The organism is Streptomyces sp. NPDC051913 (assembly GCF_044593635.1).
Lineage (GTDB): Bacteria > Actinomycetota > Actinomycetes > Streptomycetales > Streptomycetaceae > Streptomyces.
Map to the genome: position 1 here is coordinate 326787 of NZ_JBIUCI010000003.1, position 23370 is coordinate 350156.

23 protein-coding genes and 1 pseudogene are annotated in these 23370 nt (G+C 72.3%); 13 read left to right on the top strand and 11 right to left on the bottom strand.

The genetic code is table 11. The features are described from left to right. Positions 1-6 precede the first annotated feature (6 nt). The 3 genes from ACIHIX_RS10510 (at position 7) to ACIHIX_RS10520 (ending at position 1829) form a co-directional block, all read left to right on the top strand. The gene (locus ACIHIX_RS10510) at positions 7-351 is read left to right on the top strand and encodes a hypothetical protein (RefSeq protein ID WP_399953765.1); all 345 of its coding nucleotides are present in this window, start codon (positions 7-9) and stop codon (positions 349-351) included. Between the two features lie 505 nt (positions 352-856). Further along, on the top strand, positions 857-1327 hold the full coding sequence (locus tag ACIHIX_RS10515; protein WP_399952748.1) for a DUF5994 family protein: 471 nt from the start codon (positions 857-859) through the stop codon (positions 1325-1327). Positions 1328-1412: 85 nt separating this feature from the next. After that, positions 1413-1829, top strand: coding sequence for an ATP-binding protein (locus tag ACIHIX_RS10520; protein ID WP_399952750.1), 417 nt, complete (start codon positions 1413-1415; stop codon positions 1827-1829). 196 nt (positions 1830-2025) lie between these two features. Here ACIHIX_RS10520 and ACIHIX_RS10525 read toward each other — a convergent pair whose 3' ends face one another. The 3 genes from ACIHIX_RS10525 to ACIHIX_RS10535 form a co-directional block, all read right to left on the bottom strand. Next, entirely contained in the window at positions 2026-2421 is a 396-nt protein-coding gene (locus ACIHIX_RS10525; protein ID WP_399952753.1) for a DUF5994 family protein, read from the bottom strand. Positions 2422-2703: 282 nt separating this feature from the next. Then, positions 2704-3297, bottom strand: a complete 594-nt coding sequence (locus ACIHIX_RS10530; protein ID WP_399952755.1) for a hypothetical protein — start codon at positions 3295-3297, stop codon at positions 2704-2706. Positions 3298-3460: 163 nt separating this feature from the next. Beyond that, positions 3461-4225 (bottom strand): DUF4232 domain-containing protein, encoded by a 765-nt coding sequence (locus ACIHIX_RS10535; protein WP_399952757.1) that lies wholly within the window; start codon positions 4223-4225, stop codon positions 3461-3463. Between the two features lie 302 nt (positions 4226-4527). On the opposite strand from ACIHIX_RS10535, the gene ACIHIX_RS10540 reads away from it, so the two are divergent. The 4 genes from ACIHIX_RS10540 to ACIHIX_RS10555 all read left to right on the top strand — a co-directional run bounded on the left by ACIHIX_RS10540 (position 4528) and on the right by ACIHIX_RS10555 (position 9428). After that, positions 4528-5700: a 4-hydroxybenzoate 3-monooxygenase gene (locus ACIHIX_RS10540; protein ID WP_399953768.1), complete on the top strand. Its 1173-nt coding sequence runs from the start codon at positions 4528-4530 to the stop codon at positions 5698-5700. Positions 5701-5750: 50 nt separating this feature from the next. Then, positions 5751-7436 (top strand): methyltransferase, encoded by a 1686-nt coding sequence (locus ACIHIX_RS10545; protein WP_399952760.1) that lies wholly within the window; start codon positions 5751-5753, stop codon positions 7434-7436. A 124-nt stretch (positions 7437-7560) separates the two neighbouring features. After that, positions 7561-8328: a polysaccharide deacetylase family protein gene (locus tag ACIHIX_RS10550; protein ID WP_399952763.1), complete on the top strand. Its 768-nt coding sequence runs from the start codon at positions 7561-7563 to the stop codon at positions 8326-8328. Between the two features lie 71 nt (positions 8329-8399). Further along, positions 8400-9428, top strand: coding sequence for an NAD-dependent epimerase/dehydratase family protein (locus ACIHIX_RS10555; RefSeq protein ID WP_399952766.1), 1029 nt, complete (start codon positions 8400-8402; stop codon positions 9426-9428). A gap of 33 nt (positions 9429-9461) precedes the next feature. Here ACIHIX_RS10555 and ACIHIX_RS10560 read toward each other — a convergent pair whose 3' ends face one another. Both ACIHIX_RS10560 and ACIHIX_RS10565 read right to left on the bottom strand, forming a co-directional pair. Then, entirely contained in the window at positions 9462-10577 is a 1116-nt protein-coding gene (locus ACIHIX_RS10560) for a sensor histidine kinase (RefSeq protein WP_399952769.1), read from the bottom strand. A gap of 2 nt (positions 10578-10579) precedes the next feature. Continuing rightward, positions 10580-11287, bottom strand: coding sequence for a response regulator transcription factor (locus ACIHIX_RS10565; RefSeq protein WP_399952772.1), 708 nt, complete (start codon positions 11285-11287; stop codon positions 10580-10582). Between the two features lie 122 nt (positions 11288-11409). Here ACIHIX_RS10565 and ACIHIX_RS10570 point away from each other — a divergent pair, with 122 nt between their 5' ends. From ACIHIX_RS10570 to ACIHIX_RS10580, 3 genes and pseudogenes are all read left to right on the top strand, one after another. Then, on the top strand, positions 11410-12102 hold the full coding sequence (locus ACIHIX_RS10570) for a glycosyltransferase family 2 protein (protein ID WP_399952775.1): 693 nt from the start codon (positions 11410-11412) through the stop codon (positions 12100-12102). Next, on the top strand, positions 12099-12770 hold the full coding sequence (locus tag ACIHIX_RS10575; protein ID WP_399952777.1) for a DUF2064 domain-containing protein: 672 nt from the start codon (positions 12099-12101) through the stop codon (positions 12768-12770). The genes ACIHIX_RS10570 and ACIHIX_RS10575 overlap by 4 nt, the downstream gene beginning before the upstream one ends. Next, positions 12767-13177: pseudogene (locus tag ACIHIX_RS10580) on the top strand (methyltransferase domain-containing protein); the annotation flags it as partial. The gene ACIHIX_RS10575 and the pseudogene ACIHIX_RS10580, both read left to right, overlap by 4 nt. A 179-nt stretch (positions 13178-13356) precedes the next feature. Here ACIHIX_RS10580 and ACIHIX_RS10585 read toward each other — a convergent pair. Next, a complete protein-coding gene (locus tag ACIHIX_RS10585; RefSeq protein ID WP_399952779.1) occupies positions 13357-13824 on the bottom strand; it encodes a hypothetical protein in 468 nt (155 codons plus the stop codon). Beyond that, positions 13824-15059, bottom strand: a complete 1236-nt coding sequence (locus ACIHIX_RS10590; protein ID WP_399952782.1) for a molybdopterin-dependent oxidoreductase — start codon at positions 15057-15059, stop codon at positions 13824-13826. Before ACIHIX_RS10590 ends, ACIHIX_RS10585 begins: the two co-directional genes overlap by 1 nt. Positions 15060-15173: 114 nt before the next feature. Here ACIHIX_RS10590 and ACIHIX_RS10595 point away from each other — a divergent pair, with 114 nt between their 5' ends. Next, positions 15174-16520 carry a hypothetical protein gene (locus ACIHIX_RS10595; RefSeq protein ID WP_399952785.1) on the top strand — a complete coding sequence of 449 codons (1347 nt, stop codon included), beginning with the start codon at positions 15174-15176 and terminating at the stop codon, positions 16518-16520. A gap of 12 nt (positions 16521-16532) precedes the next feature. Here the strand turns inward: ACIHIX_RS10595 and ACIHIX_RS10600 are convergent, their stop codons facing one another. From ACIHIX_RS10600 to ACIHIX_RS10610, 3 genes are all read right to left on the bottom strand, one after another. Further along, positions 16533-17858: a DUF3500 domain-containing protein gene (locus ACIHIX_RS10600; RefSeq protein ID WP_399952786.1), complete on the bottom strand. Its 1326-nt coding sequence runs from the start codon at positions 17856-17858 to the stop codon at positions 16533-16535. Between the two features lie 67 nt (positions 17859-17925). Continuing rightward, positions 17926-18114, bottom strand: a complete 189-nt coding sequence (locus ACIHIX_RS10605) for a DUF397 domain-containing protein (RefSeq protein ID WP_399952789.1) — start codon at positions 18112-18114, stop codon at positions 17926-17928. Then, entirely contained in the window at positions 18074-18925 is an 852-nt protein-coding gene (locus ACIHIX_RS10610; protein ID WP_399952792.1) for a Scr1 family TA system antitoxin-like transcriptional regulator, read from the bottom strand. Before ACIHIX_RS10610 ends, ACIHIX_RS10605 begins: the two co-directional genes overlap by 41 nt. A gap of 411 nt (positions 18926-19336) precedes the next feature. On the opposite strand from ACIHIX_RS10610, the gene ACIHIX_RS10615 reads away from it, so the two are divergent. Continuing rightward, complete coding sequence (locus tag ACIHIX_RS10615) at positions 19337-20281, top strand: peptidoglycan-binding protein (protein WP_399952795.1); 945 nt, start codon at positions 19337-19339, stop codon at positions 20279-20281. A gap of 190 nt (positions 20282-20471) precedes the next feature. After that, the gene (locus ACIHIX_RS10620; RefSeq protein ID WP_399952798.1) at positions 20472-22412 is read left to right on the top strand and encodes a glycoside hydrolase family 97 catalytic domain-containing protein; all 1941 of its coding nucleotides are present in this window, start codon (positions 20472-20474) and stop codon (positions 22410-22412) included. On the opposite strand, the gene ACIHIX_RS10625 is transcribed toward ACIHIX_RS10620, so the two are convergent. Beyond that, entirely contained in the window at positions 22413-23192 is a 780-nt protein-coding gene (locus tag ACIHIX_RS10625; RefSeq protein WP_399953770.1) for a dienelactone hydrolase family protein, read from the bottom strand. It abuts the gene before it with no gap. Positions 23193-23370: the final 178 nt, after the last annotated feature.

A 23370-nucleotide genomic window follows, 5' to 3' on the forward strand; every position in this document is an offset into this window, starting at 1 on the left:
ACGAAGATGTACGACCAGACCCGCGCCCAACAGCCCGCCGACCAGCCACCGGGCCACTCCGGCCGCCGGGTTTCGGGCCCCGAGCCGCTGCTCCCGCCGGACGCGCGGGACGAGATCGTCCGGCGTCTGGGCCACGCCGTGAACGCCTTCACGGACGCCCCGCGCGAGGCGCTCGACGAGGCCGAGAGCGCCTTCGACCAAGCCGCCGAGCAGCTGGCGAACGCCCTCGCGGAACAGCGCCGGGCCCTGCGCGTGGGCTGGGAGGGCCGGGACCCGGAGACGGACTCCACCGAACTCCGGCTCGCGCTCCGGCAGTACCGGGAGATCACCCAGCGGCTGCTGCGCGTGTAGGCGACGTCCAGGACCTCGAAGACCCCGGCGACCGCGGGCAAGGACTCGACGGCCGCCGTCCGCGCCTGTGAACGCGGACGGCGGCCATCGGTGGCTCCTTGGCGCGTCCGCTTCCCCCCTCTCGGGCGCGCGTTCAGGAGCCGGGTGCCCCGCATCGGGCCGTGCGACGGCACGCGGGAGCACCGCGCAGGTCTCGCGACGAGGGGAGGCAAGAGGCAGCCAACTGCTCTGCGGGGAGGGCTAAACGGTCCTTGCCCGGGGTCACGGGGCACGGGCAGCTTCTGGTTGTCAGCTGCCGAACGGTGTGCGTTCCTGCGGATCTGCACGGGCGACCGAACATCACCACCCTATGTGCGCTTCTCCCGCGTGAGAACCCCCCGGACAATCCGGGGAGTAGCGTGGAAGGTACCGGGAGTTCTCCGTACGCCGGCCCCTCGTCGGCGTCGTTCCCGGCGCACCACGGCACCGGACCGCCGCACGGCGGTCCGGGGACAGGGACCGCGACATGAACGCGCCCACCGGTCAACTCGCCCCATCCGACCGGGCACCGTCCGCCGTACTCCGGCTCACCCTGCGCCCGCCGACCTTTCCGCACGGCCCCGTGAGCGGCGCCTGGTGGCCCCGTTCCGGGGATCTGTCGGCCGAACTGCCCGCGCTCATCGAGGCTTTCGACTCCTCGCGGGGCCGGGTGACCCGCCTCACCGCACACCGTGACACCTGGGACCAGGCACCGTACGACGTCCCCGTCGCCGGTCACACGGTGAAGGCCGCCTGGCTCACCTCCGGGTTCGACCCGCATGCCATCCGGTTGTTCTCCTACGGCGTCGGCCACTGGGACCTGCTGGTCGTGCCGCCCGGGACCGAGGCGTCCGCGGCCGGGCGGATGATGGCGGCGGCGGCCGACCCCGCGCTCCGCCGCACCGCGACCGCGCTCCTGAGGGACCGGGCGGAAAGCGAGTCGGTGACAGGCGCCTGACCGGTTCCCGGTTGGCGATCACCCGTACCGGGCATCGCACAGGGACAGGCCCGGTCGGGCAGCCCAGGAGGGGAAGTGATCCGCCATGCGTACGCATCGGCGTACCCATCGGCATTCCGAACGGGTCGAGTACCTGCTCCCCGACGAAGCCCAATCGGCGGGCCAGGCACGGAGGTTGACCTCCCGGTTCCTCGCCATGTCCCGCCCCGGAACCGCCGGGATCGACGCCGAGCACATCGCCGACGCCGCGCTCGTCGTCTCCGAGCTGGTCACCAACGCCACCCGGCACGGCGGCGCCTGTCGGCTGAGTCTGCGGGTGTCCGGGACCCGCGTGACCGTCGAGGTGTACGACGGCAGCCCGGGTCGGCCCCACGTGCGACCGTTGACGGGCTCGGGCGAGAGCGGGCGGGGTCTCGCCATGGTGCGCTGCCTGGCGGAACGCCTTGAGATGGACCGGACCGGCGGCGGTGGCAACCGGGTGCGCGCGGTCCTTGCCATCTGACGCCGGCCGGGGCCGGCGGCAGTACGTGGCGCGGCACCCGACCCCACATCGACGCGTAATGGCGCCACAACGGGCCGGTGACGTAGGGCAGTCCGTGCCGCTCGCAGAGCTCCCGCAGCCGGGGCGCGACCTCGGCGTAGCGGTTGCCGGGCAGGTCGGGAAAGGCGTGGTGCTCGTGTTGTGCGGCGCGGTCGGGTCAGTGGCCGTAGGCCGCCACGGCCGCCATGAGGTACTCGGCGTCCTCCGGGGCCAGTTCGGGGGGTACCACCAGCAGGTCCCGTCGGGCGTGATCGGGTTCGAACAGGCCGACGGTGTGGCGGCGGCGCCAGACGGACTCTCTGCGCAGCCGGACGACGTGGTGGCCGGCGAGGATCCGGCCCGGCGCATCGCCCCACATCTCGGTGTTCACCGTGACGGTGACGATCTTTCCCCACTCCGGGGGCAAGGCGCTGATCAGCGGCGGGAGTTCGGAGAGCAGGTGATGGGAGCGGGGCCACCACGCGCCGTCGACGCGCAGGGAGACGGCGCCGCGTGGCGCGAGCCGCAGTCGGGCCGTGGGGAGGGAGGACGGGGGCTGAAGGACGGCGGCCATCAAGGCACTCCTGTCTGGGACAGGGCCGGTTGGCCGTGCCCGGGTGTCCGCGGCTGGCCGCGGGACGAGAGGGAACGGACCGGCGGACGACGCGCCCTCGCCTCCCCACCGTAACCCCGGCCGCCGGGAAGGGCGCCGGGGCCGACGAGCCCGATGTTCCCGGGCTTCGTACGTCGACCCGTGCTCCGCGAACTCCCCGCCCGACCGGGCCGTCGACCCCTGCTCCGCGCGAACTCCCCCGCCCGACCCGGACGCTGCCTCAAGGGCCAGGTCCGCCCGGTGTCAGGGGTGGAGGATCAGGGCCCGGCGCAGGGCGGGCAGGTGCGCGCCTGGGCCGGCCGGGACGCAGCGCCAGCCCCAGGAGCGCAAGGTCTCCAGCATCCTGATGTCGCCGCGGCGCACGAGCGTGACGCCGAGGGCCGCGTCGTTGTCGTGCAGCAGCTGCATCTGCAGGCGCCGGGCGAGGTTCCAGTCGCGGCCCTGGTACCGCCGGCCCGTCTCGGGCGGGACGACGATCTCGGGGATGGCGAAGAGCCGCCCGGCCGCCGCGAGCCGGAACAGCCCCGGAGGCAGATACGCGCCGAGCCCCTCCCCCTGGCCTCCCTCGACCCGTACGGGGAACCCGTAGGCCAGTCCGACGGGGTCGGTGTTCCCGGCGAGCATCAGGGCGAAGCCGGGCCGTCGTACCGCTTCCGCCAGGCGCCGCAGGAAGCGGGCGCGGGCGGCCTCGCCGGCGTCCGGGCTGCGCGCGTACACATCGCCCAGCTCCTGGAGACGGTCGTCGATCTGGCACCGGGTCAGCGGGCGCAGCACCGCCCCTGCCCGGGGTGACGCGCCCCGTTCCCTGCTCGGCGGATCCAGCACGTGCACGGCCATGACGCGATCCCTGCTCCGGGCCGGACGCGTCCGCCCCGGCATCGTCGCTCACCGGGGACGGCACCGGCTACGGGGCCGGCGCGCGCGAGATCCTCGGTCCTTCCACGGTACTCCGGGGGCCACGACACCCCGCGCACGCGCCGGGCCGCCCCGTGATCGGCCGTCACCAGTTGACGGCGTCGCTCATCTCCTGCTGCCAGTACGTGACCTTGATCGAGTCGTCGATGTGGACGCCCTTGGCGGGCAGCGACGGGTGGGCGGAGGAGCCGACGCTCTCGCTCATGGAACGGCCGTAGAAGTAGACGGTCAGGGACCTCACGGTACGGCCGTTCGAGGCGCTGCCGTCGGCGGCGGAGAGACTCACGGCCGCGTATCCGGACTGGCCCGGCTCCAGGGTGACGACGGCCTGGGGCTGCGAGTCCTCGATGACCGGCGGCTCGGACTGGGCGTCGGCGAACTGGACACTCGGGTAGCCGTAGAGGAAGCAGGGCTTGCCGCCGGTGTTGGTCACCGTGAGCAGCATGTGGTTCAGGGGACGGCTCAGCGGGGCCGCGACCGTCTTGGTGTTGGACCCCTCGCAGGTGACCGGCGTGGCGGAGGAGCCGCCGGGGGCCTTCGACGCGGAGGCGTTGGACCCGCCGGTGGTGGACCCGCCCGAGGACGTGCCGCCGGAGGAGCCGGCGGAGCCCGAGGTGCCGGAGGAGCCGCTGGACCCCGTCGGCCCTGCCGACCCCGTGGAACCCGTGGAGTCGGAGCCCGTGCTCGGGGAGGAGGCCGCGCCCGGCGAGGGGCTCGTGGAGGTGGCCGCCGACGCGCCCTCGTCGTCAGTGCCCGTTCCGTCGTTGCAGGCGGTCAGGGAGAGCGCCGCGAGAACGGCGGTCGCGGCGGCTGCCACGAGACGGGTGCGGGAGGTACGGAGGTCGGACATGTCGCTGGGCCCCTTCGAGGGTCGGGTGGCTGTGATGACCGGGTGGTGACCGGACGACAGAAGCTTGTGAGGTGATCCGTCCCAGCCGCCATGCCCAGCGGGGTTTTCGGGACGCTGGAACGCTGGAACACACGCTGATCAGGGAGAACGCGGGTGCCCTGGAAGGGCGGACGGGACGCGGGGCGCTCCGGGAACAACATCGACAACGGCCGCGCATTCAGGTGAATCAGGTCAGTCGGCCCACTTTCCGCCGCTTAGCATCCCATCTCGTGACAGACAGTCAGATCGGGGGGACGGCCGACGTGGTCGTTCTGGGGGCGGGGCCGGCCGGGCTCACGCTCGGCAATCTTCTTCAGCGCAGCGGGATCGACTGCGTCGTCCTGGAGCGGGCCGAGCGCGCGCACCTCGTGACGCGGGCGCGGGCCGGGTTCCTGGCCGCGCACACCGTGCGGATCCTGGAGCGGCATGGGCTGGCCGAGGGGCTGCTCCGGTACGGACAGGCGCACAGCGCCTGTGAGTTCCGCACCGAGGACGGGCGGTTCCGGCTGGAGTACGGCGGGCTCGGGCTCGGGGAGCGGCACACCGTCTATCCCCAACAGCTGCTGGTCGGCGATCTGTTGACGCGGTTCCTGGCCGTCGGCGGGCGGGTCGAGTTCGGTACCGAGGCGGTCGCCGTCCTCGACGCCGACACCGGGCGGCCCTCGGTGGCCGTGCGGGAGGCGGACGGCCGGCCCGGCCGGTGGCAGGCGCGGTATGTCGCCGGGTGCGACGGGCGGCACGGTGCGGCCCGGCGGTCGCTGCCGGCCGGTGCCGTACGCCGGTACGACTGCGATCACGGCGTGAGCTGGCTGGGACTGCTGGCCGAGGCGCCGCCCAGCCTGGACGCCGTCGGATACGCGGTGCACGAGCGCGGGTTCGCCGGGCACATGGCGCGGACCAGCGAGATCACCCGTTATTACGTGCAGTGCGAGCGCGGCACTCCGGCCGACGCCTGGTCCGAGGAGCGGATCTGGGAGGAGCTGGAGCTGCGGATGCGGGCGAAGGAGTACGGCCCGCTGCGCCGGGGGCCATTCGTCCAGCGGTCCGTCGTCGACCTGGAGTCGGACGTGCTCGAACCGCTGCGCCACGGGGCGCTGTTCCTGGCGGGCGACGCCGCCGCCCTCATCAGCCCCTCTGCCGCGAAGGGCGCCAACCTCGCGGTCCTGGAGGCGGAGATGCTCGCCCGCGCGCTCACCGACGACCTCCTCCACGGCGACCCCACGGGGCTCGACACGTACTCGGCGCGATGTCTGCCGTACATCTGGCGGGCGCAGGAGTTCTCCCACTGGATGATCGGGCTGCTGCACCGCCCCGCCCGGCCCGGCGCGGACGGCTCCTCGCCGTTCCATGACGCGCTGCGGCGTTCCCGGCTCGCCTCGCTTCGTACCTCCCGCAGCCGACAGGACTGGTTCGCCGAGCACTACGTCGGCGTATGACCCCGCTCGCTCCACCCCGCGTCATCCGCACCCCGACAGAGGACTGCCCCATGATCACGACGTTGTCAGGCGAAACGTCCCGCCTGTCCGCCACGGTCGACTTCGTCAAGGAGCACGACACCACCGCACTGCTCCCACTGCTGCTGCCCGGCCTCGACGGCCCGGAGCTGCGCGGTGTCGCGGAGCAGTGCCGCTTCTCGCATGCCGCGCTGCTCGTCTTCCCTTCCGACGAGCGGGAGTTGGGCGCCATGCTCGCCGACTGCGGGCTCTGCGTCGAGGCATCGCCGCGGCCGAGTGTCGTCGTCCGCGAGCGGCTGGCCGTACGGCATCGGCGGTCGGCGGCCGAGCTGGACGTCGGCATTCTGCGCCCCGAGGTCATCGGCGTGGACGGGGAGCGGCGGACGGTCGAGGTGTTCGCGCTGACCGTGCCGCCGGGCTCGGGCCTTGAGGCGGTCGCCGCGGCCGAGCGGGCGCGGCAGCACGAGGCGCACGTCGCCTTCGACGTCGTAGCGCCTGATCCGCTGGTGCTGCGCGGGCTGTGCGCGAGCTTCGCGCGGTACGGGGCCACGCCGGACGGCGGTGGGTACAACCCGCACGAGAACGGCACGGTCTTCTACTTCGGTGTGCCCGTCGAGGCGAAGGTGACGTACCGGCGGGTGGAGTTGTACGTGCCCGGCGACCACCGGGACGTGCTGGCCGACCATCTCGACGCGTATCGCCTCCGGCAACCCGCGGAAACGCTCCTTCGGTTGCTGACCGGGGCGTGGACGACGCAGGCGCTGGCCACGTTCGCCCGGCTGCGGGTGGCCGACGCGATGGATGTCGAACACGAAGTCCAGGTCGCGGAGTTGGCGCGGACGGTCGGGGCGCGGGCGGAGAACCTGGCGATCCTGTTGCGGTATCTGGTGATGGTGGGCGTGGTGGCGGAGGGACGTGACGGTTTCCGGCTCACCGCGTCGGGTGCTCTGCTGCGGGCGGGTGTCCCGGGTTCGATGTGGGCGCTGGCGCTGATGTACGGCGGGCCGTTCTACCGGTCCTTCGGGGAGCTCGAACACACCGTGCGCACGGGGGAGGTCGCCTTCGAGCATCTCTTCGGCGAGAACCACTTCGACCACTTCGCCCGCGACCCCCGGCTCGCCGAGCTCTTCGACCAGTCGATGGCCGCCGGATCCGCCATGTTCGACCCGGTCCCCGCACACCCGGTGCTCACCGCGGCGGCCGAGGCGCCCGGCGGGGCCACGGTGGTCGATGTCGCGGGAGGCAACGGGGAGTTGCTGGGCCGCGTCCTCGCCGCGCACCCGCGCCTGAACGGGCTCCTGCTGGAGCGCCCGCACGCCGTGGAGGCGGCCCGGCGACGGCTCGACGAAGCCGGTCTCTCCGCCCGATGCGCCTTCCTGGCCGGTGACTTCGCGGACGTGCCGACGGGCGGGGACGTGTACGTCCTGTCGCGCGTCCTGCATGACTGGGACGACGAACGCTGCGTCGGCATCCTGCGGCACTGTGCCCGTGCGATGCCGGACCACGCCGATCTGCTGGTCGTCGAACGCGTGCTGCCCCGTGACGGCTCCGGCTCGCTGGCCACCGCCTGGGACCTGCACATGATGTGCAACGTCGGCGGGCGGGAACGCCACGCGGACCACTACGCCCGCCTGTTCGCGGACGCGGGCCTCAGCCTGGTGGGCCTCGCGCCGCTGCCCCTCGACGGCAGTGTGCTGCACGTGAGAAAGGCTCGGTAGTGCCGCGGTTGTCCGTGAACTCCCCCGGAATTGTCCGTGATCGGTAACGGACGCAGCCCGGGCCCGCGGTTCCCCGTCCTGCCATGCGAAGGTCGGCGAGGAACTGCGGGAGAGTGGGGCGGACATGGCGCGGCACGGTGGTGGGCGGGGCTGGTACGGCAAGGTCATCGGGGCGGCGCTCGGGGTGACGATCCTGGCCACCGGTGCGTCCATGTGGACCGCGCAGGCCGGTGCCGTGGGCTCCTCGCCGAAGACGAGCGCGTCGGCCGAGCCGGCCGCCGTGAAGCCCGTGGACGTCACCATCGTGCACGCCTCCGACGCGGGGGCGCACGGCGTCAACATCACCATCGACGACGGACCCGACCCCGAGTGGACGCCCCAGGTCCTCGACGTGCTCGCCGAGTACGGGGTCAAGGCCACCTTCTGCATGGTGGGAACGCAGGCGCAGGCCCACCCGGAGCTGGTGAAGCAGGTCGTCGCGGCCGGGCACCGGCTGTGCGACCACTCGGTGTCGCACGACACCACGATGGACAAGAAGTCCGAGGCCTACCAGTCCCAGCAGATCCTCGACGCCGAACGCATGATCACCAAGGCGTCGGGCGGCGTTCGCCCCATGTACTACCGCGCCCCCGGCGGCGCCTTCACCCCCTACAGCCGCAAGCTGGCCGCCTCCCACGGCATGCGCCCGCTCGGCTGGAACGTGGACACCAAGGACTTCGAACTCCCCGGCACCGCCGCCATCGTCACCACCGTCCAGCAGGAGATCGCCAACGGCCCCACCCTCCTCTTCCACGACGCCGGCGGCGACCGCTCCCAGACGGTGGAGGCCCTGCGCCAGGTCCTGCCCTGGCTGAAGGAGCAGGGGTACAGCTTCGGGTTCCCGGTGCGCTGAACCCCTTACGGAGTCATGACGTCCCCGCGTGCTCCCCTCGCCCCGCACGATCGCGGATCTAGCGTGGCCCCATGCGTGTACTGGTCACCGGCGGTGCCGGGTTCATCGGGTCCCAGGTTGTCGAGGCGCTGGGCGGGCGTGGGCATGAGGTCGTCGTGTACGACGTCCGGGTCGATCCGCGGGACGACGTGCGGGATGCCGGGGCCGTTCGGCGGGCGCTGCGGGGCGTCGACGCCGTCTGTCATCAGGCGGCCATGGTCGGGCTCGGCAACGGGGTCGCCGATGCCGCGGAGTACGTGGCGCACAACGACCTCGGGACCGCCGTCCTGGTCGCCGCCATGGCGGAGGCGGGGGTGCGGCGGCTGGTGCTGGCCGGGTCGATGGTCGTGTACGGGGAGGGGCGGTACGCGTGTGCGCGGGACGGGGTCGTGCGGCCGGGGCCGCGGGCCGTCGAGGACCTTGACGCGGGACGGTTCGAGCCGGTCTGCCCGGTCTGCGGGGCGGAGCTCTCGCCCGGTCTGATCGGTGAGGACGCGCCCGTCGACCCGCGGAACGTGTACGCGACCACCAAGCTCGCCCAGGAGCATCTGGCCGCCGCCTGGGCCCGGAGTACGGGCGGGTCGGCCCTCGCACTGCGGTATCACAACGTGTACGGGCCGGGGATGCCGCGCGATACGCCGTACGCCGGTGTCGCCTCCTTCTTCCGGTCCGCGCTCGCCCGGGGTGAGGCGCCGCGGGTGTTCGAGGACGGGCGCCAGCGGCGGGACTTCGTGCATGTGCGGGACGTGGCGGCGGCCAATGTGGCCGCGCTGGAGGCGGGTTCGGGTGGCGGGGCGCTGCTCGCGTACAACGTCGGCAGCGGTGAGCCGCACACCGTCGGGGAGATGGCCCGGGCGCTCGCCGACGCCTACGGCGGGCCCGCGCCGGTCGTCACCGGCGAGTACCGGCTGGGGGACGTACGGCACATCACCGCCGACTCGGCGCGGCTGCGGGCCGAGTGGGGATGGAAGGCGGAGGTCGGGTTCGCGGACGGGATGGCGGAGTTCGCGCGGGCCGGAATGCGGGACGGGCAATCCGGGGGCGGGGTGGGCGCCGTATAAGAGGGGGTCACAAGGCCGGTGGTGCTGCCCGTTTCAGGAAGCGGCAGCGGGCAGCACCACCTCGAAGCGGCAGCCGCCCGGGATGTTGTGTACGGTCGCCCGCCCCTGGTGGGCCTCCACGATCCCCCGGACGATGGCGAGGCCGAGACCCGCGCCCGCCGGAGGGGTACGGGCGTGGCTGCCGCGCCAGCCGGTGTCGAAGACGCGGGGCAGGTCCTCCTCGGGGATGCCCCCGCAGCCGTCCGTGACGGACAGGACGACCGCGCCGCCGGTGCCGCGCTCGGCGGCCACCGCCACCGTTCCGTCGGCCGGGGTCCGGCGGATGGCGTTGACCAGCAGGTTGCCCAGGACCCGGCTCATCTCCTTGGGGTCCACCTCCACCGGCAGCGGCTCGACCCGGCCGCCCACCAGCTGCACGCCCAGCTCCCGCGCCAGCGGATCGGCGCCCGCGAGCGCGTCGCCGACCAGGTCGTAGAGGGAGATACGGGTATAGGACAGCGGGAGCGTGCCCGCATGGATGCGGGAGAGCTCGAAGAGGTCGCCGACCATGTCGTTGAGGCGTTCGACCTCGGTGCGGATCTGGCGGAGGTAGCGGTCGGGGTCGGCGGCGACGCCGTCCTCCAGCGCCTCCGACATGGCGCGCAGTCCGGCCAGCGGGGTGCGCAGGTCGTGCGAGATCCAGGCGACCAGTTCACGCCGTGAGGTCTCCAACGCCCGCTCGCGCTCCCTGGATTCGGCGAGCTTGGCGCTGGTGGCCGCCAACTCCCGGCTCAGCGAATCGAGTTCGGCGGTGGCGGGGGCCGCAGGGGCGGCGAACTCACCCCCGTCGCCGAACGAGCGTGCGGCCACGGTGAGTTCGCGGCTGCGCGCGACGACCCAGCGGCCCAGCAGCAGCGCCGTCGCCAGCGACACCACGGCCGCCATCGCCACGACCGTGGTGACGACCTTCAGATCGTGCGGGGACAGGAACATCGCCCAGGCGACGGCGAGGGTCCCGGCCAGCATCGCGACCACGCCGACGGCGGCGACGACTGCCATGGACGCGGTCAGCGAGCGGCGCCGGACGACCCGGAGCAGGGCCGCTCCGGCGAGGCCCGTGGCGGCGGCGCCGACGAAGGCGTACACGGCGATGAGAAGGGTGTCCCGCATGCTCACTCACCGCCTGGTTCGAAGCGGTAGCCGACGCCCCACACCGTCTGGATGAGACGCGGCCGGGCCGGATCGTCCTCGACCTTGCCGCGCAGCCGGCGGACATGGACCGTGACGGTCGACAGGTCGCCGAAGTCCCAGCCCCACACCTCACGCATCAGGTCCTCCCGGCTGAACGCCCGCCCCGGATGCCGCAGGAAGAAGGAGAGCAGGTCGAACTCGCGGAGCGTGAGGGCGAGTTCGGCGCCGTCCTTGACCGCTCGGCGGGCCTCCGGGTCCAGGTTCAGACCGGCCGCGCCCAGCCGCTGTCCGCCCCCGGCAGGCCTGCTGCGGCGCAGTACCGACTCCACCCGCAGGACCAGCTCGCGGGGGCTGAAGGGCTTGGTGACATAGTCGTCGGCGCCGATCTCCAGGCCGAGGATGCGATCGTCCTCGTCGCCCCGGGCGGTGAGCATGATGACCGGCACCGGTCCGTGGCCGCGTATCCGGCGGCACACCTCCAGGCCGTCCATGCCGGGCAGCATCAGGTCCAGGACGACCAGGTCGGGCCAGTGGGCGGCGGCACGGGTCAGGGCGGTCGGCCCGTCGTCGGCGCGGTCGACCAGGTATCCCGCGCGGTCCAGATACCCGGCGACGACCTCGGCGACGGTCGGATCGTCGTCGACGACGAGGATCCGGGAGGGACCGCCGTCCACATTCGGCTGCTGCATGCCTCCAGCCTGGCACCGGGCACCCTCCGACGCCGCACCCGAGCGGCCCCCGGCGGCCGACGTCCGCGTTTCGTAAGGAGCGGGAGTCCGATATGCCCGATTCTCGTTCGTAGGGTGAAACCGTGACGACGACACCTTCCGACGTCGACGTGGTGCTTCCCTGCCTGAACGAGGCCGAGGCCCTGCCCTGGGTGCTGGGCCGGATTCCGGCGGGCTGGCGCGCCCTCGTCGTCGACAACGGTTCCACCGACGGCTCCGCCGACCTCGCCCGCCGACTCGGCGCGACCGTCGTGCACGAACCGCGCCGCGGCTTCGGCGCGGCCTGCCACGCCGGGCTGACCGCGGCCACCGCCGAGGTGGTCTGCTTCTGCGACTGCGACGCCTCCCTCGACCCCGGCCTCCTGCTCCCCTTCGTCCGCGAGGTCCTGGACGGGCAGGCCGACCTGGTCCTCGGCCGACGCCGTCCGCAGGCCCGGGGCGCCTGGCCCGCCCACGCCCGCGCCGGCAACCTCGCCCTCGCCCGCATGCTGCGCCGCCGCACCGGACTGCGCCTGCACGACCTGGGCCCGCTCCGCGCCGCCCGCCGTGAGCCCCTGCTCGCCCTCGGCCTCAGCGACCGGCGCAGCGGCTACCCCCTCCAGATGGTGGTCCGCGCGGCCGACGCCGACTGGCGGATCACCGAGCACGACGTGCCCTACCTCCCCCGCACCGGCGCCTCGAAGGTGACCGGCACCTGGCGCGGGACCTGGCAGGCGGTACGGGACATGAGCCGCGTCCTGGCCGAGCCGCCGACCGCCGGGAGGGCCGTACGGTGACCACACTCCTCGTCATCGCCAAGGAACCGGTGCCGGGCCGGGTGAAGACCCGGCTGACCCCGCCCTTCGCCCCCGAGGAGGCGGCGGCCCTGGCGGAGGCGTCCCTCGCGGACACCCTGCGCACGGTCGCGTCGACCCCGGCCGACCGCAGGCTGCTGGTCCTCTCCGGGGAGCCCGGCCCCTGGCTGCCGCCCGGCTTCGACGTCGTACGACAGTGCGCGGGCGGCCTCGACGAACGTCTCGCGGACGCCTTCGCGCACTGCACGGGTCCGGCGCTGCTGATCGGCATGGACACCCCGCAGGTGACACCGGGGCTGCTGACCGTGGACTTCGCGGACTGCGACGCGTACTTCGGCCCGGCGGAGGACGGGGGGTTCTGGGCACTGGGGCTGGCCGACCCCGATCCGGGACTGCTGCGAGGGGTGCCGATGTCGACGCCGGTGACGGGGGCGGTGCAGCGGGAGCGGCTGGTGGCGGCGGGGCTGCGGGTGCGGGATCTGCCACGGCTGCGGGACGTGGACACGGCGGCGGACGCGGAGGCGGTGGCGCGACTGGTGCCTGACGGGCGGTTCGCGGCAGAACTCGCCCTGTGCGACTCCCCAGGGGCGCGGGGAACTGCGCGACCAGCCCCCACCCACCCGCACCCCACGCACAACCCCACCCGATGACCGCCCCCGCCTGGGCGACGGCCGACCCCTACACGACAGCCCTCCGCACCGGCCGCGGCCCCCTCTTCCTGCGCCGCACCGACGGCTGGCTCCTCCCCCTGGAAGTGGAACGCTGGTGCGCCCGAGCCGACGCGGTCGACCGCGCCGTACTGGACCACTGCGAGGGCACTGTCCTGGACGTCGGCTGCGGCCCGGGACGGCTGGTGGCCGAACTGGCCACCCGTGCCGTCCCCTCCCTCGGCATCGACGTGAGCGAGGCCGCCGTGGCCCACACCATCCGCCTCGGCGGCCAGGCCCTGCGCCGCTCCGTCTTCGAACCGCTCCCCGGCGAGGCCCGCTGGGGCACGGTGCTCCTCATGGACGGCAACGTGGGCATCGGCGGCGACCCGCACGCCCTGCTGACCCGAGTGGCCCAACTCCTCAAGCCACATGGCCTGTTGATCGCCGAGACGGCACCCGTCGACATCGACGAACGCGTCCACGTCCATCTCACCGACGCCCGCACCACCACCGGCGCCCCCTTCCCCTGGGCGCGCCTCGGCACCCCGGCGCTGCTGCGGTACGCCCGCGGCTGGAAGCGGGAAGGTCAGTGGTCGGCCGACGGTCGCACCTTCGTCGCCCTGCGGACCCGCAGGGCCAGCAGCAGCGCCGAGCCGCCGAACAGAACGGCCGTGATCAGCAGCCAGCGCCCCAGGAACCCGTCCGGGGACAGCCCGGTGGCGGACCGGTAGCGCCGGTCCACCCTGCCGACGCCACTGATCAGCGGGAACCACACGAGCAGCAGCAGGCAGGACAAGGCCGCCGGCACGCGCACGTACATCGCCCACTCTCGGCGGCCGGCGGCACCCAGCCCCCGCACGACCAGCCGGTCCGCGACCGCGTACAGCGGCAGCAGCACGAGGTCGTGCAGCAGCGCCGCGCCCACCAGCCACAGCGCCACCCCGAACCAGTCGTCGGCGAGCAGCCGCACCCCCGCGTAGGCGGCGAGGGCGAACGAGCAGGCCAGCAAAAGGAGTTCGAAAGGGCTCCCGACAACAATCCTCGGTCGGCGCATCACAGGTCTCCGAAGGTCAGCCGGGCCACCCACTTGGTGTTCAGCACACCCGGTGCCGCGGGCACGATGACGCGGGCCGGGTGGCCGTGGTCGGGGGACAGTTCCTCGCCGTTGACGTAGAGGGCGAGGAGGGAGCGCGGGTCGGCGACCTGGTTGGCGCGCAGGGCCGCGCGGCGGAAGGCGCCGTGACGCTGGAGCGACTCCACGAACACGTCCGGCGGATCCTCCCGGTCGTAGCCCACCAGAGCCGCCAGGTCACGCAGCCGCACCCCCCGCCACCACTGGTCCGAGGTCGACCAGCCCTCCACGCACGCGATGGGCAACGCGGCGCTGTGCAAAGGCAGTTGAAGGAGGTCGGCGCGGCTCAACCGAACCGTTCCGGTACGCCCCGTCACGACGAGGCGCCACGCCTGCGCGCCGGTCTCCGCCGCGTCGATCCCGGCGTACGCGGCGGTCTTGTTGATCTGGAAGCCGTTCGGTCCGCTGCCGGGGTCACGACCGTGCGGGGCCAGGAGGGCGGTACCTCGCAGCGGGCCCCCCAGGGTCTGCCCGACGGTCGTGACGAAGAGCAGCAGCGAGCCGCCCCCGACGAACCACAGGGCGCCCCGCCGGGAGACGGTCGGCGCGGCGGGGCGCGGGGACACGAGGTCGCTGTCCGGCTCCGCCCTCAGCTGCCGCAAGGCCCTTAGCGCCGCGGGGAGTTTGAGGACGGCGTGCGCGACGAAGGCGGCGAAGAAGACCCAGGCGCCGTAGAAGTGCAGAGGGTAGAAGGAGCCGGGGAAGACGTAGTCGAGCTGGACGTTGAGGACGCCTGTCACGAACTCGAAGAGGCCGCCTCCGACCAGGAGCAGCAGTGAGATCCGCTCCGCCGCGTGGGCGAGGGAGCGGGCCGGCGGCAGGGTGAACAGCCGCGGGACGACCGACCACAGCTTGGCCAGCAGCACCGGGACGAGAGTGATCCCGAGCGTCACGTGCACGCCCTGGTTCAGGCGGTACAGCCAGTGCGGGTCGGTCGGCCAGGCGAAGAGATAGAAGCCGAGGAGGCCCTTGTCCGGCGTCTTGTCGTTCACCGGGGACAGGTCCGGGTTGTAGGCGGCGTACGAGAGCAGTCCCGTCACGAACAGCAGGGTGATGCCGACGAGCAGGACGAGGCCCAGCACCGAGGTGAACCAGGGGCCGCGCAGGGGACTGCGCCAGAAACCGGGGGTGGACGGAAGCCGCGGATCGTCTCGCATGGGCCGACCGTAGGCCCGGACCACCCCAAGAAAGGGTGCGCGACCCATGACGAAACGCTGACGTCCGGCCCGGGAGACCGCTCAGCGGCCGCCACCCGGCCTAGCGTTCCCGGCGTGACCCGTTCCCTCCGCCGTGACCTGTACGCCGCCGGGGCCGCGGCCCTGCTGGTGACGGTCGCCGTCCTGGTCGGCCGCCCCCGCACCAGCACCCTGCTCGTCGGCTGGCCCCCACTGCTCGCCTCCTGGGACCCGCACCTCGGCCCCGGCACCCCGGCGGCCGTCCTCGTCGCCGCCGCGACCGTCGCCTACGGCCCCGGCCTCGCCGCCCGGCTCCCCTGGCGGGCCCTGCTTCCCCTGGCCTGGGGCACCGCGCTCGCGTGGATCCTCTCCCTCGCCCTGATCGACGGCTGGCACCGGGGCATCGCCCGCCGTCTGACCACCCGCTACGAGTATCTCCAGGTCATCGACCGCTTCGACGACATCCCCGGCACCCTGCGCACGTTCACCGACCACATCCTCCTCACCTCCCCCGACCACTGGCCTGCCCACATCGCGGGCCACCCGCCCGCCGCCACCCTCACCTTCGTCCTCCTGGACCGGCTCGGGCTGCGGGGCGGCGGCGGGGCCGGCATGTGGTGCATCGTGATCGGCGCGACGGCGTGCGTGGCGGTGCTGGTCACGATCCGCGCCCTGGCCGACGAGAGGCTCGCCCGCCGCGCGGCCCCCTTCCTCGTCCTGGCCCCGGCGGCGGTGTGGATGGGCACGTCGGCGGACGCGTACTTCGCGGCGGTCGCGGCCTGGGCGGTGGCGCTGCTGGCGCTGGCGGTCACCCGCGGTTCGCTGGGGTGCGCGGGCGCCTCCGGCCTCCTCTTCGGCCTGACCTGCTATCTCTCCTACGGCCTCACACTCGTCGCCCTGATCGCGGCGACCGTCCTCGCCCTCGGCCGCCCCGGCATCCGGGCCCGCCCCGCCCTCCTCCTGCCCCTGCTCGCCGGACTGGCCGTCGTCCCGGCCCTGTTCACGCTCGCCGGGTTCGACTGGTGGGAGGCGTACCGCCTGCTCGTCACCCGCTACCGCCAGGGCGCGGGCGGCATCCGCCCCTACGGCTACTGGGTGTGGGCCAACCTGGCCTGCACGGTCCTGATCACCGGCCTGGCGACGGCGGCGGGCCTGCGCCGGACGGGCGCGGTGCTGCTGCGACGGGTACGGCGGGTACGACAGGAAGGCGGCGCCCACTGCGGAGCGACGACGCGTCTCGCGCTCCTCGTGACCGCCGCCCTCGCCGCCCTGCTCATCGCCGACCTGTCCGGGATGAGCAAGGCGGAGACGGAACGCATCTGGCTGCCGTTCGCGGTGTGGCTGCTCCCGGCGGGTGCGTTGCTCACCCACCCTCGCGCGTGGCTGGCCGCGCAGGCGGTACTGGCCCTGCTCCTCAACCACCTGCTGCGCACCGGCTGGTGAGCGCCCGGCAGCTCAGTGGTCGGTCTCCAGGTGGAGCTTGAGGAGGTCGACGCCGTAGTCGTTGCCGTTGGGCGTGCGGATGATGGTGTGGATGTGCTGCTGGGTGGGGGTGCCGTTGGGGCCGCCCGAGCTGGTGTCGCCGTCCTCGTGGTAGGCGAGCGGGGACTCGGCGTCGTACTCGATCAGGACGACCGGGGAGTGGACGCGGTAGTAGAACGCCGAGTCGTCCTCGGACTCGCCGATCCAGTAGAAGTACGTGTCGTCGAGGTGCTTCTCGATGTCCCGCAGCCAGACCCGGGAGTGGCCCTCGTCGATGGTGCCGGTGTAGACCTCGACGAGGTCCAGCAGCAGCTTCTGCTGCCTGCGGTTCAGGGCTGAGCCCTGGAGTCCCTTGTACGGCAGGACCGCGTTGTCGTTGCCCGCGCCCGCGGTGAGGTTGGTGCCGGTCTTCGTCTCGGTGCCAGGGGCGGCGGTGGCGAGCTGGGTGTCGTCCAGGGCGCGCAGCAGCTTGAGTCCGGCGGCGGTCTCCTCCCTGAACAGGTGGTAGTCCACGCCGTCGTACGTGATCTTCGTGGGCTCGGAGCCGCGGAAGGTCGGGGTGGCGACGACCTGGTCGCCCAGGACGAAGTAGTTGACGACGATGTGATGGCCCTCGAACTGGAAGCCCCAGGGAGCGGTCGCCGACGGTGTGCCCATGATCGTGAACCAGTAGGCGTCGAAGTTGAGCGCCTTGGTGGTGTCGCCACTGGCCTCGCCGAGGTAGTGGTTGAGCTTGCGGATCTGGGTGGCGTTCTCCAGGCCGCGCGCGGACAGCGCCGCCTTCAGCAGCTTGATCGCCAGCTTGTACTGCTTCTCGGTCATGTCGCGCAGGGCGAGACCGTCACGGTCGTTGGAGTCGACGTTCGTCCAGTCGAGCCACTGGTCGGCATCGATGTCGAAGAGCGTGGCCGACTTCTGGTCGTCGGTGAGGGAGTTGACGAAGGCCGCGCCCGCGCGCACGACCGGTGTCGTGGAGACGCCGGTGCGGTGGATCGCGTACAGGTCGTCGATGACCGTGCCGTCCGTGGTGACGCCGACGAAGTCGTCGTAGGCGATGGTCTGCCCGAAGCCGCCACCGCCTGCCGGGGGGCCGGACGGGGCGGCACTCGCGCTCGCCGTGGCGTCGGCCTCGGTGGCGGACGTCGTCTCGGCACCGGCCTGGGTGGCGGCGTAGCCGCCCATGACGGCGACGGCGGAGACGCCGCCGGCGAGAAGGGCCTTGTTCATGAACCAGCGGCGCGAGCGGTGCGCGGCGGGGGTGCGGGGCTTGTGTCCGTGTCCGTGCGATGAGTTGACCATGCCGGTGACGATTTCGTTGACACTTAAAGCCAACGTGGCAGGGACCTGTGGATCGGCTGGGAGTGGCCTACCGCAGCGAGTTCAGGAACGCGGTGAAGGTGGCGGGGGTGACGCGGAGAGGGGGGAGGGAGGGGGTCTTGGAGTCGCGGATGGCGATGTGGGTGGGGAAGGGGGCCATTTCCACGCACTCGCCGCTGGTGCCGCTGTACGACGACTTACGCCACGGTGCTCCGGTCAGGTCCTGGTTGGTGCCCATAGCGATCCTCCATGACGCGCCCGATCAGTTCCGCCGAGTCCTCCGGGGAGAGGGCGCAGGCTTGCAAGCGAGCGTAACTGACCGAACGCTCCCTGATCACTTGTGGGTTGGCCGTCATATGGCCTTGATCGTAGCCGTCGGCGTAGAAGAGATCCGGGTCGCGATCGAAGCGCAGCAAGGTGAACGAGCCCATCAGCCCCGGGTGTTGCCCGACCGAGGACGGGAGCACCTGAATCTGCACCCAGGGGTTCTTCGCGAAGCCCAACAGGTACTCCAGTTGCCCCCGCATGACGGCTGGACCGCCGACCTGCTGGTCCAGCACCGCCTCCGAGAGCACCACCCACAGCGGGGGCGGCGCTTCCCGGCTCAGAATGCGCTGCCGCTCAAGTCGCGCTGCCACCTGCTCGTCCACCTCGTCAGGGTGGCCCACGCTCAACAGCGCCCTCGCATATTCCTCCGTCTGCAGCAGCCCGTAGACCACCTGGCACTGGAACGAGGAAATGTACGCCGCCTTCGCCTCCATTCCTGCGAACGGCTGGAACCAGCTCGGCAGTTGGCTCTGCAACACCAACCCGACCAACCCCGAGAAGAACCCCTCCGCCCCCAGCGCCGCATCCACGCGCTCACTGAACTCCCGCGTCGGCACCTTCTGCGCGCACTCGATCTGGCCGACCAGCGACCCCGTGCAGAAGATGGTCGACCCCAACTCGCTCAAGGTCAGCCCCGCGCCCTCGCGGCGGCGTCTCAGCTCGTAGCCGTAGTAGTCCAGCGGGGACGCGCTGGGATCAAGGTCTCGGCGGACGTTCGCCACGGGCGGTCACCCCTCGCAGGCTCGACTCATAGCCGAGAGTAACCGTCCGACTGCGCACCGGTCACGCGAATGGCGTAAGTCGCCGTCACCCCATCGTCGGAACACCCGCCCCGAACAACACCGGAACAACAGCCGCGCAACGTACCGTTGGTTGACTGCTTGACCAGACGGCCACATACCGTGTTCGTCCGCGGCCCTTCGCACCAGGCACAGCCGCCCAGGAGGACCCCACTCCGGTGAACTCCCGTCACGTCGCCCCCGGCTGCCCGAACTCCCCCGCGACGTCGTGCCGCACACCCACACCGCGTCCGCCCGGCAGCTGCGCGCGGCGGGCCCCATGGCTCCGGACATGTCACCGCGGGTGACAGCGACCGGGTTCACTCCCCACTCTCCTCATCTCAGGAGTCCGCGATGAGCACCAAGACAGGACCCCAGCGCTACCCCGGCGCCAGCCGCGCCAACTGGTACCAGGACGACTTCGGCGGCGACCCCATGGAGGTCAACGTCGTCGTCCTGCACACCACCGAGGGCCGGACCCTGCCCGGCTACGAGGGCGGCGGCACCGCCCCCAACCTGACGGCGGTCCCCGACCTCGCCGCCAAGAAGCTGAAGTGGTACCAGCACTTCGACGTGGAGACCTCCTCGCGCGCCCTGGTCAACCTGAGCGGCGGGGTCGAGACCAACACCATGAACGTCTGCCAGGTCGAGCTCGTCGGGACCTGCGACCCCAAGACGCACAAGAAGTGGATGGCAGCGGGCCAGGCCCACATCTACTGGCCGGATGCCCCCGACTGGGCGCTCGAAGGTGTCGCCCGCTTCCTGTCGTGGATGCACGAGCAGCACGGCGTTCCCCTGTCCGGCCCGACGGAGTGGCCCGCCTACCCGAAGTCGTACGGCAGCGGTGGCCAGCGGTTCACGGGCGCCGAGTGGAAGGGCTTCAAGGGCGTCTGCGGGCATATGCATGTCCCCGAGAACGTCCACGGCGATCCAGGTGCCGTCGACTTCGCGCAGCTGCTCAAGTACGCCAAGGCCGACCTGGACGTGGACGACGACACCCCGAGCGGTACCGGGGGTAGCGGGAGTAGCGGGGGCAAGACCACCCCGGCCAAGCCGAAGATCCCCGCCTTCCCGGGCCGCAAGTACTTCACGGAGGGCGCGTCCAACGCCCATGTCCTGCGGCTGGGCAAGCAGTTGGTGAAGCGCGGGTTCGGCGACCACTACAAGGTCGGGCCCAGCAGGACCTGGGGCGAGGCGGACCGGCTCAACGTCCGGGACTTCCAGAAGTCCCGCAAGGAACTGCGCGGCGACGCGGACGGCACGCCGGGTCCGCTGACGTGGCGGCTGCTGTTCTCGTGACCACGGTCTGACTCGGCGCCCCGAATCACCACCCCTCTGAATCACCCGCTGCCCGGTCCGTCGCCGCAGAGACGGACCGGGCAGTTCCTTGCTCCCGCACTCTTGACCCGCGATCCCCCCGGGCATACGTTCCCGTTTCGGTAAACGGTTACTACCACATTCTGCTCCGCGGAGAAGAGGTCCCTTGTCGATGAGAGCTTCAGGAGCCCCGGGTTCACCGTCCCGGCGGGGAGTGCTCAAGGGCGCGGCGCTCGCGGCCGGTACGGCGGTGGTGGGGCTGGGCGGCACCGCGTACGCGGCGGGCCCTCGCGACTGCGCCGCCACGGCCCGCATGGGCGGCAACGCCCTCACGCTGTCGGTGGTGGACGGGGCGCTGCGCTGGTCGGCGACGCGCGACGGCAGGACGGTCGTGGACACCTCGGCGCTGGGCCTGACCCTGGCCGACGGGACGGTGCTCGGCAACGATGTCATCGTCCTCGACGACGGCCGCTCCACGGTCGTGCACCGCACCTGGTCTCCCGTGTACGGCCGCAACGCCACCGTCACCGACCACTACCAGGAACGCCGCTGGCACTTGCGGGACGCGGCGACGGGCATCCGCTTCGGCGTCCAGTTCCGCGCGTACAGGTCAGGGGTGGCCCTGCGGTACGTGCTGTTCGGCACCGGAACGGCCGTCCTGGCCGACGAGTTGACGACGTTCACCTTCCCCGAGGGCACCACCGTCTACAGCGCCCGCGACGAGGACGCGTACGTCCCCGTGGCCCCCGGCGCGATCCCGGTCACCGGCACCTCGACCACCGACAACGGCCCCCTCACCGACCTCCCCCTGACCGCGACGCTCTCCGAGGGCCTCATCGCGTGCGTCTGCGAGTCCGCGCGGCTCGACTACCCGCGCCTGATGCTCGGTTCGGCCGCCGATACCCCCAACGCCCTCTCCGCCTTCCTCATGGAGCACACGGCCCGTGGCACCGGCGAGGTCGAGACGACCTCCACCGTCACCACCCCCTTCGCCACGCCCTGGCGCGCGGTGGTGATCGGCTCCACGCACGCCGAACTCGTCGACAACGCCGAACTGGTCCTCAACCTGGCCCCGCCGAACGTCCTCCCCGACACCTCCTGGATCAAGCCGGGCAAGGTCTTCCGCTGCGAACTCACCACCGCCGCCGGTCTCGCGGGCGTCGACTTCGCGGTGGCCCGGGGCATCGACCACATCGAGTACGACGCGGGTTGGTACGGCCCGGAGTTCACCACGGTCGACGCGACGGCCCCGATCGCCGCGATCGACCTGCCGTCGGTCATCGCGTACGCCACGAGTCAGGGCATCGGCGTGTTCCTCTACGTCAACCGCCTGGCCCTGACCGACGCCGACGCGCTCTTCGCCCTCTACAAGGGCTGGGGCGTCACCGGCATCAAGCTCGGCTTCATCAACGACGGCACCCAGTCGATGACCGACCGGATCACCGGGTGGGCCCGCACGGCCGCCGAGCACGAGCTGCTGATCGACATGCACGACGACGTACGCCCGTGCGGCCTTGAGCGGACGTACCCCAACTACCTGAGCCTGGAGGGCGTGCGCGGCAACGAACAGTTCCCGACCGCCACGCACAACGTGACCCTGCCCTTCGCCCGCAACATCGGCGGCCCCCTCGACTACACCATCTGCTACGGCCAGTCCCGCAACAGGACGACCAACGCCCACCAGATGGCGATGGCGGCGGTGTACTACCAGCCCCTCAACTTCCTCTTCTGGTACGACAAGCCCTCGAAATACGCGACCCCGGGGAACTGGCCCGGCCTGCCGTGGTTCAACGCGATTCCGACCACGTGGGACGAGAGCAGGGCGTTGGCCGGCTCGATCGGAGAGTACGCGGCGGTGGCCCGCCGCAACGGCTCCACCTGGTACCTGGGCGCGATGACGAACGAGACGGCGAGGACGCTTTCGCTCCCGCTGACGTTCCTGGACGACGACACGACGTACACGGCGACGGTCTACGCGGACGGGGCGGCGGGCACGAGTCCGTACCGTACGCCGGTGGTGGTGAGCACGCTCTCGTCCGTCACCTCGGCGACCACGTTGGACGTGGCCATGGTCGAGGCGGGCGGACAGGCCGTCATCCTCACCGCCGACTGATCAGAGCCGTCGCCCGAACAGCTCCAGCAACGCCACCCAGTGCCGTTCCGAAGCCTCCGCGCCGTACATGGCCGTATCCGCCTGTGTGAACCCGTGGTGTGCTCCGGCGTAGACCTCGGCCCGGTGCTCGACCCCCGCCTCCGTGAGGGTCTTGTCCAGGCGTTCGATCTGCTCGGCGGGGTTGGTGGAGTCCTGGTCCGCGTGGCCGAAGTACAGCTCGGCCGTGATGCGGTCGGCGACGAGGTGGGGGCTGTCGGCGGCGTCCGTGGCCAGGTGGGCGCCGTGGAAGCCGGCCGCCGCGGCGACCCGGTCCGGGTGGGTGCCCGCGGTGCGCAGCGCGAGCCCCGCCCCCATGCAGTACCCCACGACCCCGGCCGGGCCGTCCGCCGTGAGCGGTGAGGCGGCCAGCCAGTCCAGGTACACCGCCGCGTCCCGCATCGCGCCCTGCGGTGTCAGGGTGCGCGCGGGTTCGCCGAGGCTGCGGAAGATCTCGGGGCGTTCGGCGGGGTTGATGAAGTCGGGGAGTTCCACGACCGGCGCGGGGCCGTGGCGGTAGAAGACGTTGGGGACGAGGACGACGTACCCGGCTCCTGCCAACCGGTCGGCCATGGACCGCAGATGGGGGCGCAGACCGAAGGCGTCCATGTACAGCAGCACGGCGGGGTGAGGGCCTTCGGTGGCCGGGTGGGCCAGGTACGCGTCGGCCGCTCCGTCGGGCGTCGGGATCGTCACCTCGGCGGACGCGACGGCCCCTGGACGTCGTACGGCCCGGCCCGTCAGCTCCTTCACGCGGGCCGCCGGGACCGGCACCCCCAGGGTCTCGAAGAACCAGCGTCGGGCGGCTTCCTCGTCCAGCCCTTCGGGGCGGGCCGCCAGATACGGCTGTACGTACACCGGGGTGCCCGGCTCGCTGCGCCAGCTGTCGGTGAGCGCGCCGAGGTCGACGGTGTCGTAGCCG

Excerpts from the sequence above, each read along its gene's own strand:
- ACIHIX_RS10510 (WP_399953765.1), top strand. The coding sequence starts at position 7 with ATGTACGACCAGACCCGCGCCCAACAGCCCGCCGACCAGCCACCGGGC.
- ACIHIX_RS10515 (WP_399952748.1), top strand. The coding sequence starts at position 857 with ATGAACGCGCCCACCGGTCAACTCGCCCCATCCGACCGGGCACCGTCC.
- ACIHIX_RS10520 (WP_399952750.1), top strand. The coding sequence starts at position 1,413 with ATGCGTACGCATCGGCGTACCCATCGGCATTCCGAACGGGTCGAGTAC.
- ACIHIX_RS10525 (WP_399952753.1), bottom strand. The coding sequence starts at position 2,421 with ATGGCCGCCGTCCTTCAGCCCCCGTCCTCCCTCCCCACGGCCCGACTG.
- ACIHIX_RS10530 (WP_399952755.1), bottom strand. The coding sequence starts at position 3,297 with ATGGCCGTGCACGTGCTGGATCCGCCGAGCAGGGAACGGGGCGCGTCA.
- ACIHIX_RS10535 (WP_399952757.1), bottom strand. The coding sequence starts at position 4,225 with ATGTCCGACCTCCGTACCTCCCGCACCCGTCTCGTGGCAGCCGCCGCG.
- ACIHIX_RS10545 (WP_399952760.1), top strand. The coding sequence starts at position 5,751 with ATGATCACGACGTTGTCAGGCGAAACGTCCCGCCTGTCCGCCACGGTC.
- ACIHIX_RS10550 (WP_399952763.1), top strand. The coding sequence starts at position 7,561 with ATGGCGCGGCACGGTGGTGGGCGGGGCTGGTACGGCAAGGTCATCGGG.
- ACIHIX_RS10555 (WP_399952766.1), top strand. The coding sequence starts at position 8,400 with ATGCGTGTACTGGTCACCGGCGGTGCCGGGTTCATCGGGTCCCAGGTT.
- ACIHIX_RS10560 (WP_399952769.1), bottom strand. The coding sequence starts at position 10,577 with ATGCGGGACACCCTTCTCATCGCCGTGTACGCCTTCGTCGGCGCCGCC.
- ACIHIX_RS10565 (WP_399952772.1), bottom strand. The coding sequence starts at position 11,287 with ATGCAGCAGCCGAATGTGGACGGCGGTCCCTCCCGGATCCTCGTCGTC.
- ACIHIX_RS10585 (WP_399952779.1), bottom strand. The coding sequence starts at position 13,824 with ATGCGCCGACCGAGGATTGTTGTCGGGAGCCCTTTCGAACTCCTTTTG.
- ACIHIX_RS10590 (WP_399952782.1), bottom strand. The coding sequence starts at position 15,059 with ATGCGAGACGATCCGCGGCTTCCGTCCACCCCCGGTTTCTGGCGCAGT.
- ACIHIX_RS10600 (WP_399952786.1), bottom strand. The coding sequence starts at position 17,858 with ATGGTCAACTCATCGCACGGACACGGACACAAGCCCCGCACCCCCGCC.
- ACIHIX_RS10605 (WP_399952789.1), bottom strand. The coding sequence starts at position 18,114 with ATGGGCACCAACCAGGACCTGACCGGAGCACCGTGGCGTAAGTCGTCG.
- ACIHIX_RS10615 (WP_399952795.1), top strand. The coding sequence starts at position 19,337 with ATGAGCACCAAGACAGGACCCCAGCGCTACCCCGGCGCCAGCCGCGCC.
- ACIHIX_RS10620 (WP_399952798.1), top strand. The coding sequence starts at position 20,472 with ATGAGAGCTTCAGGAGCCCCGGGTTCACCGTCCCGGCGGGGAGTGCTC.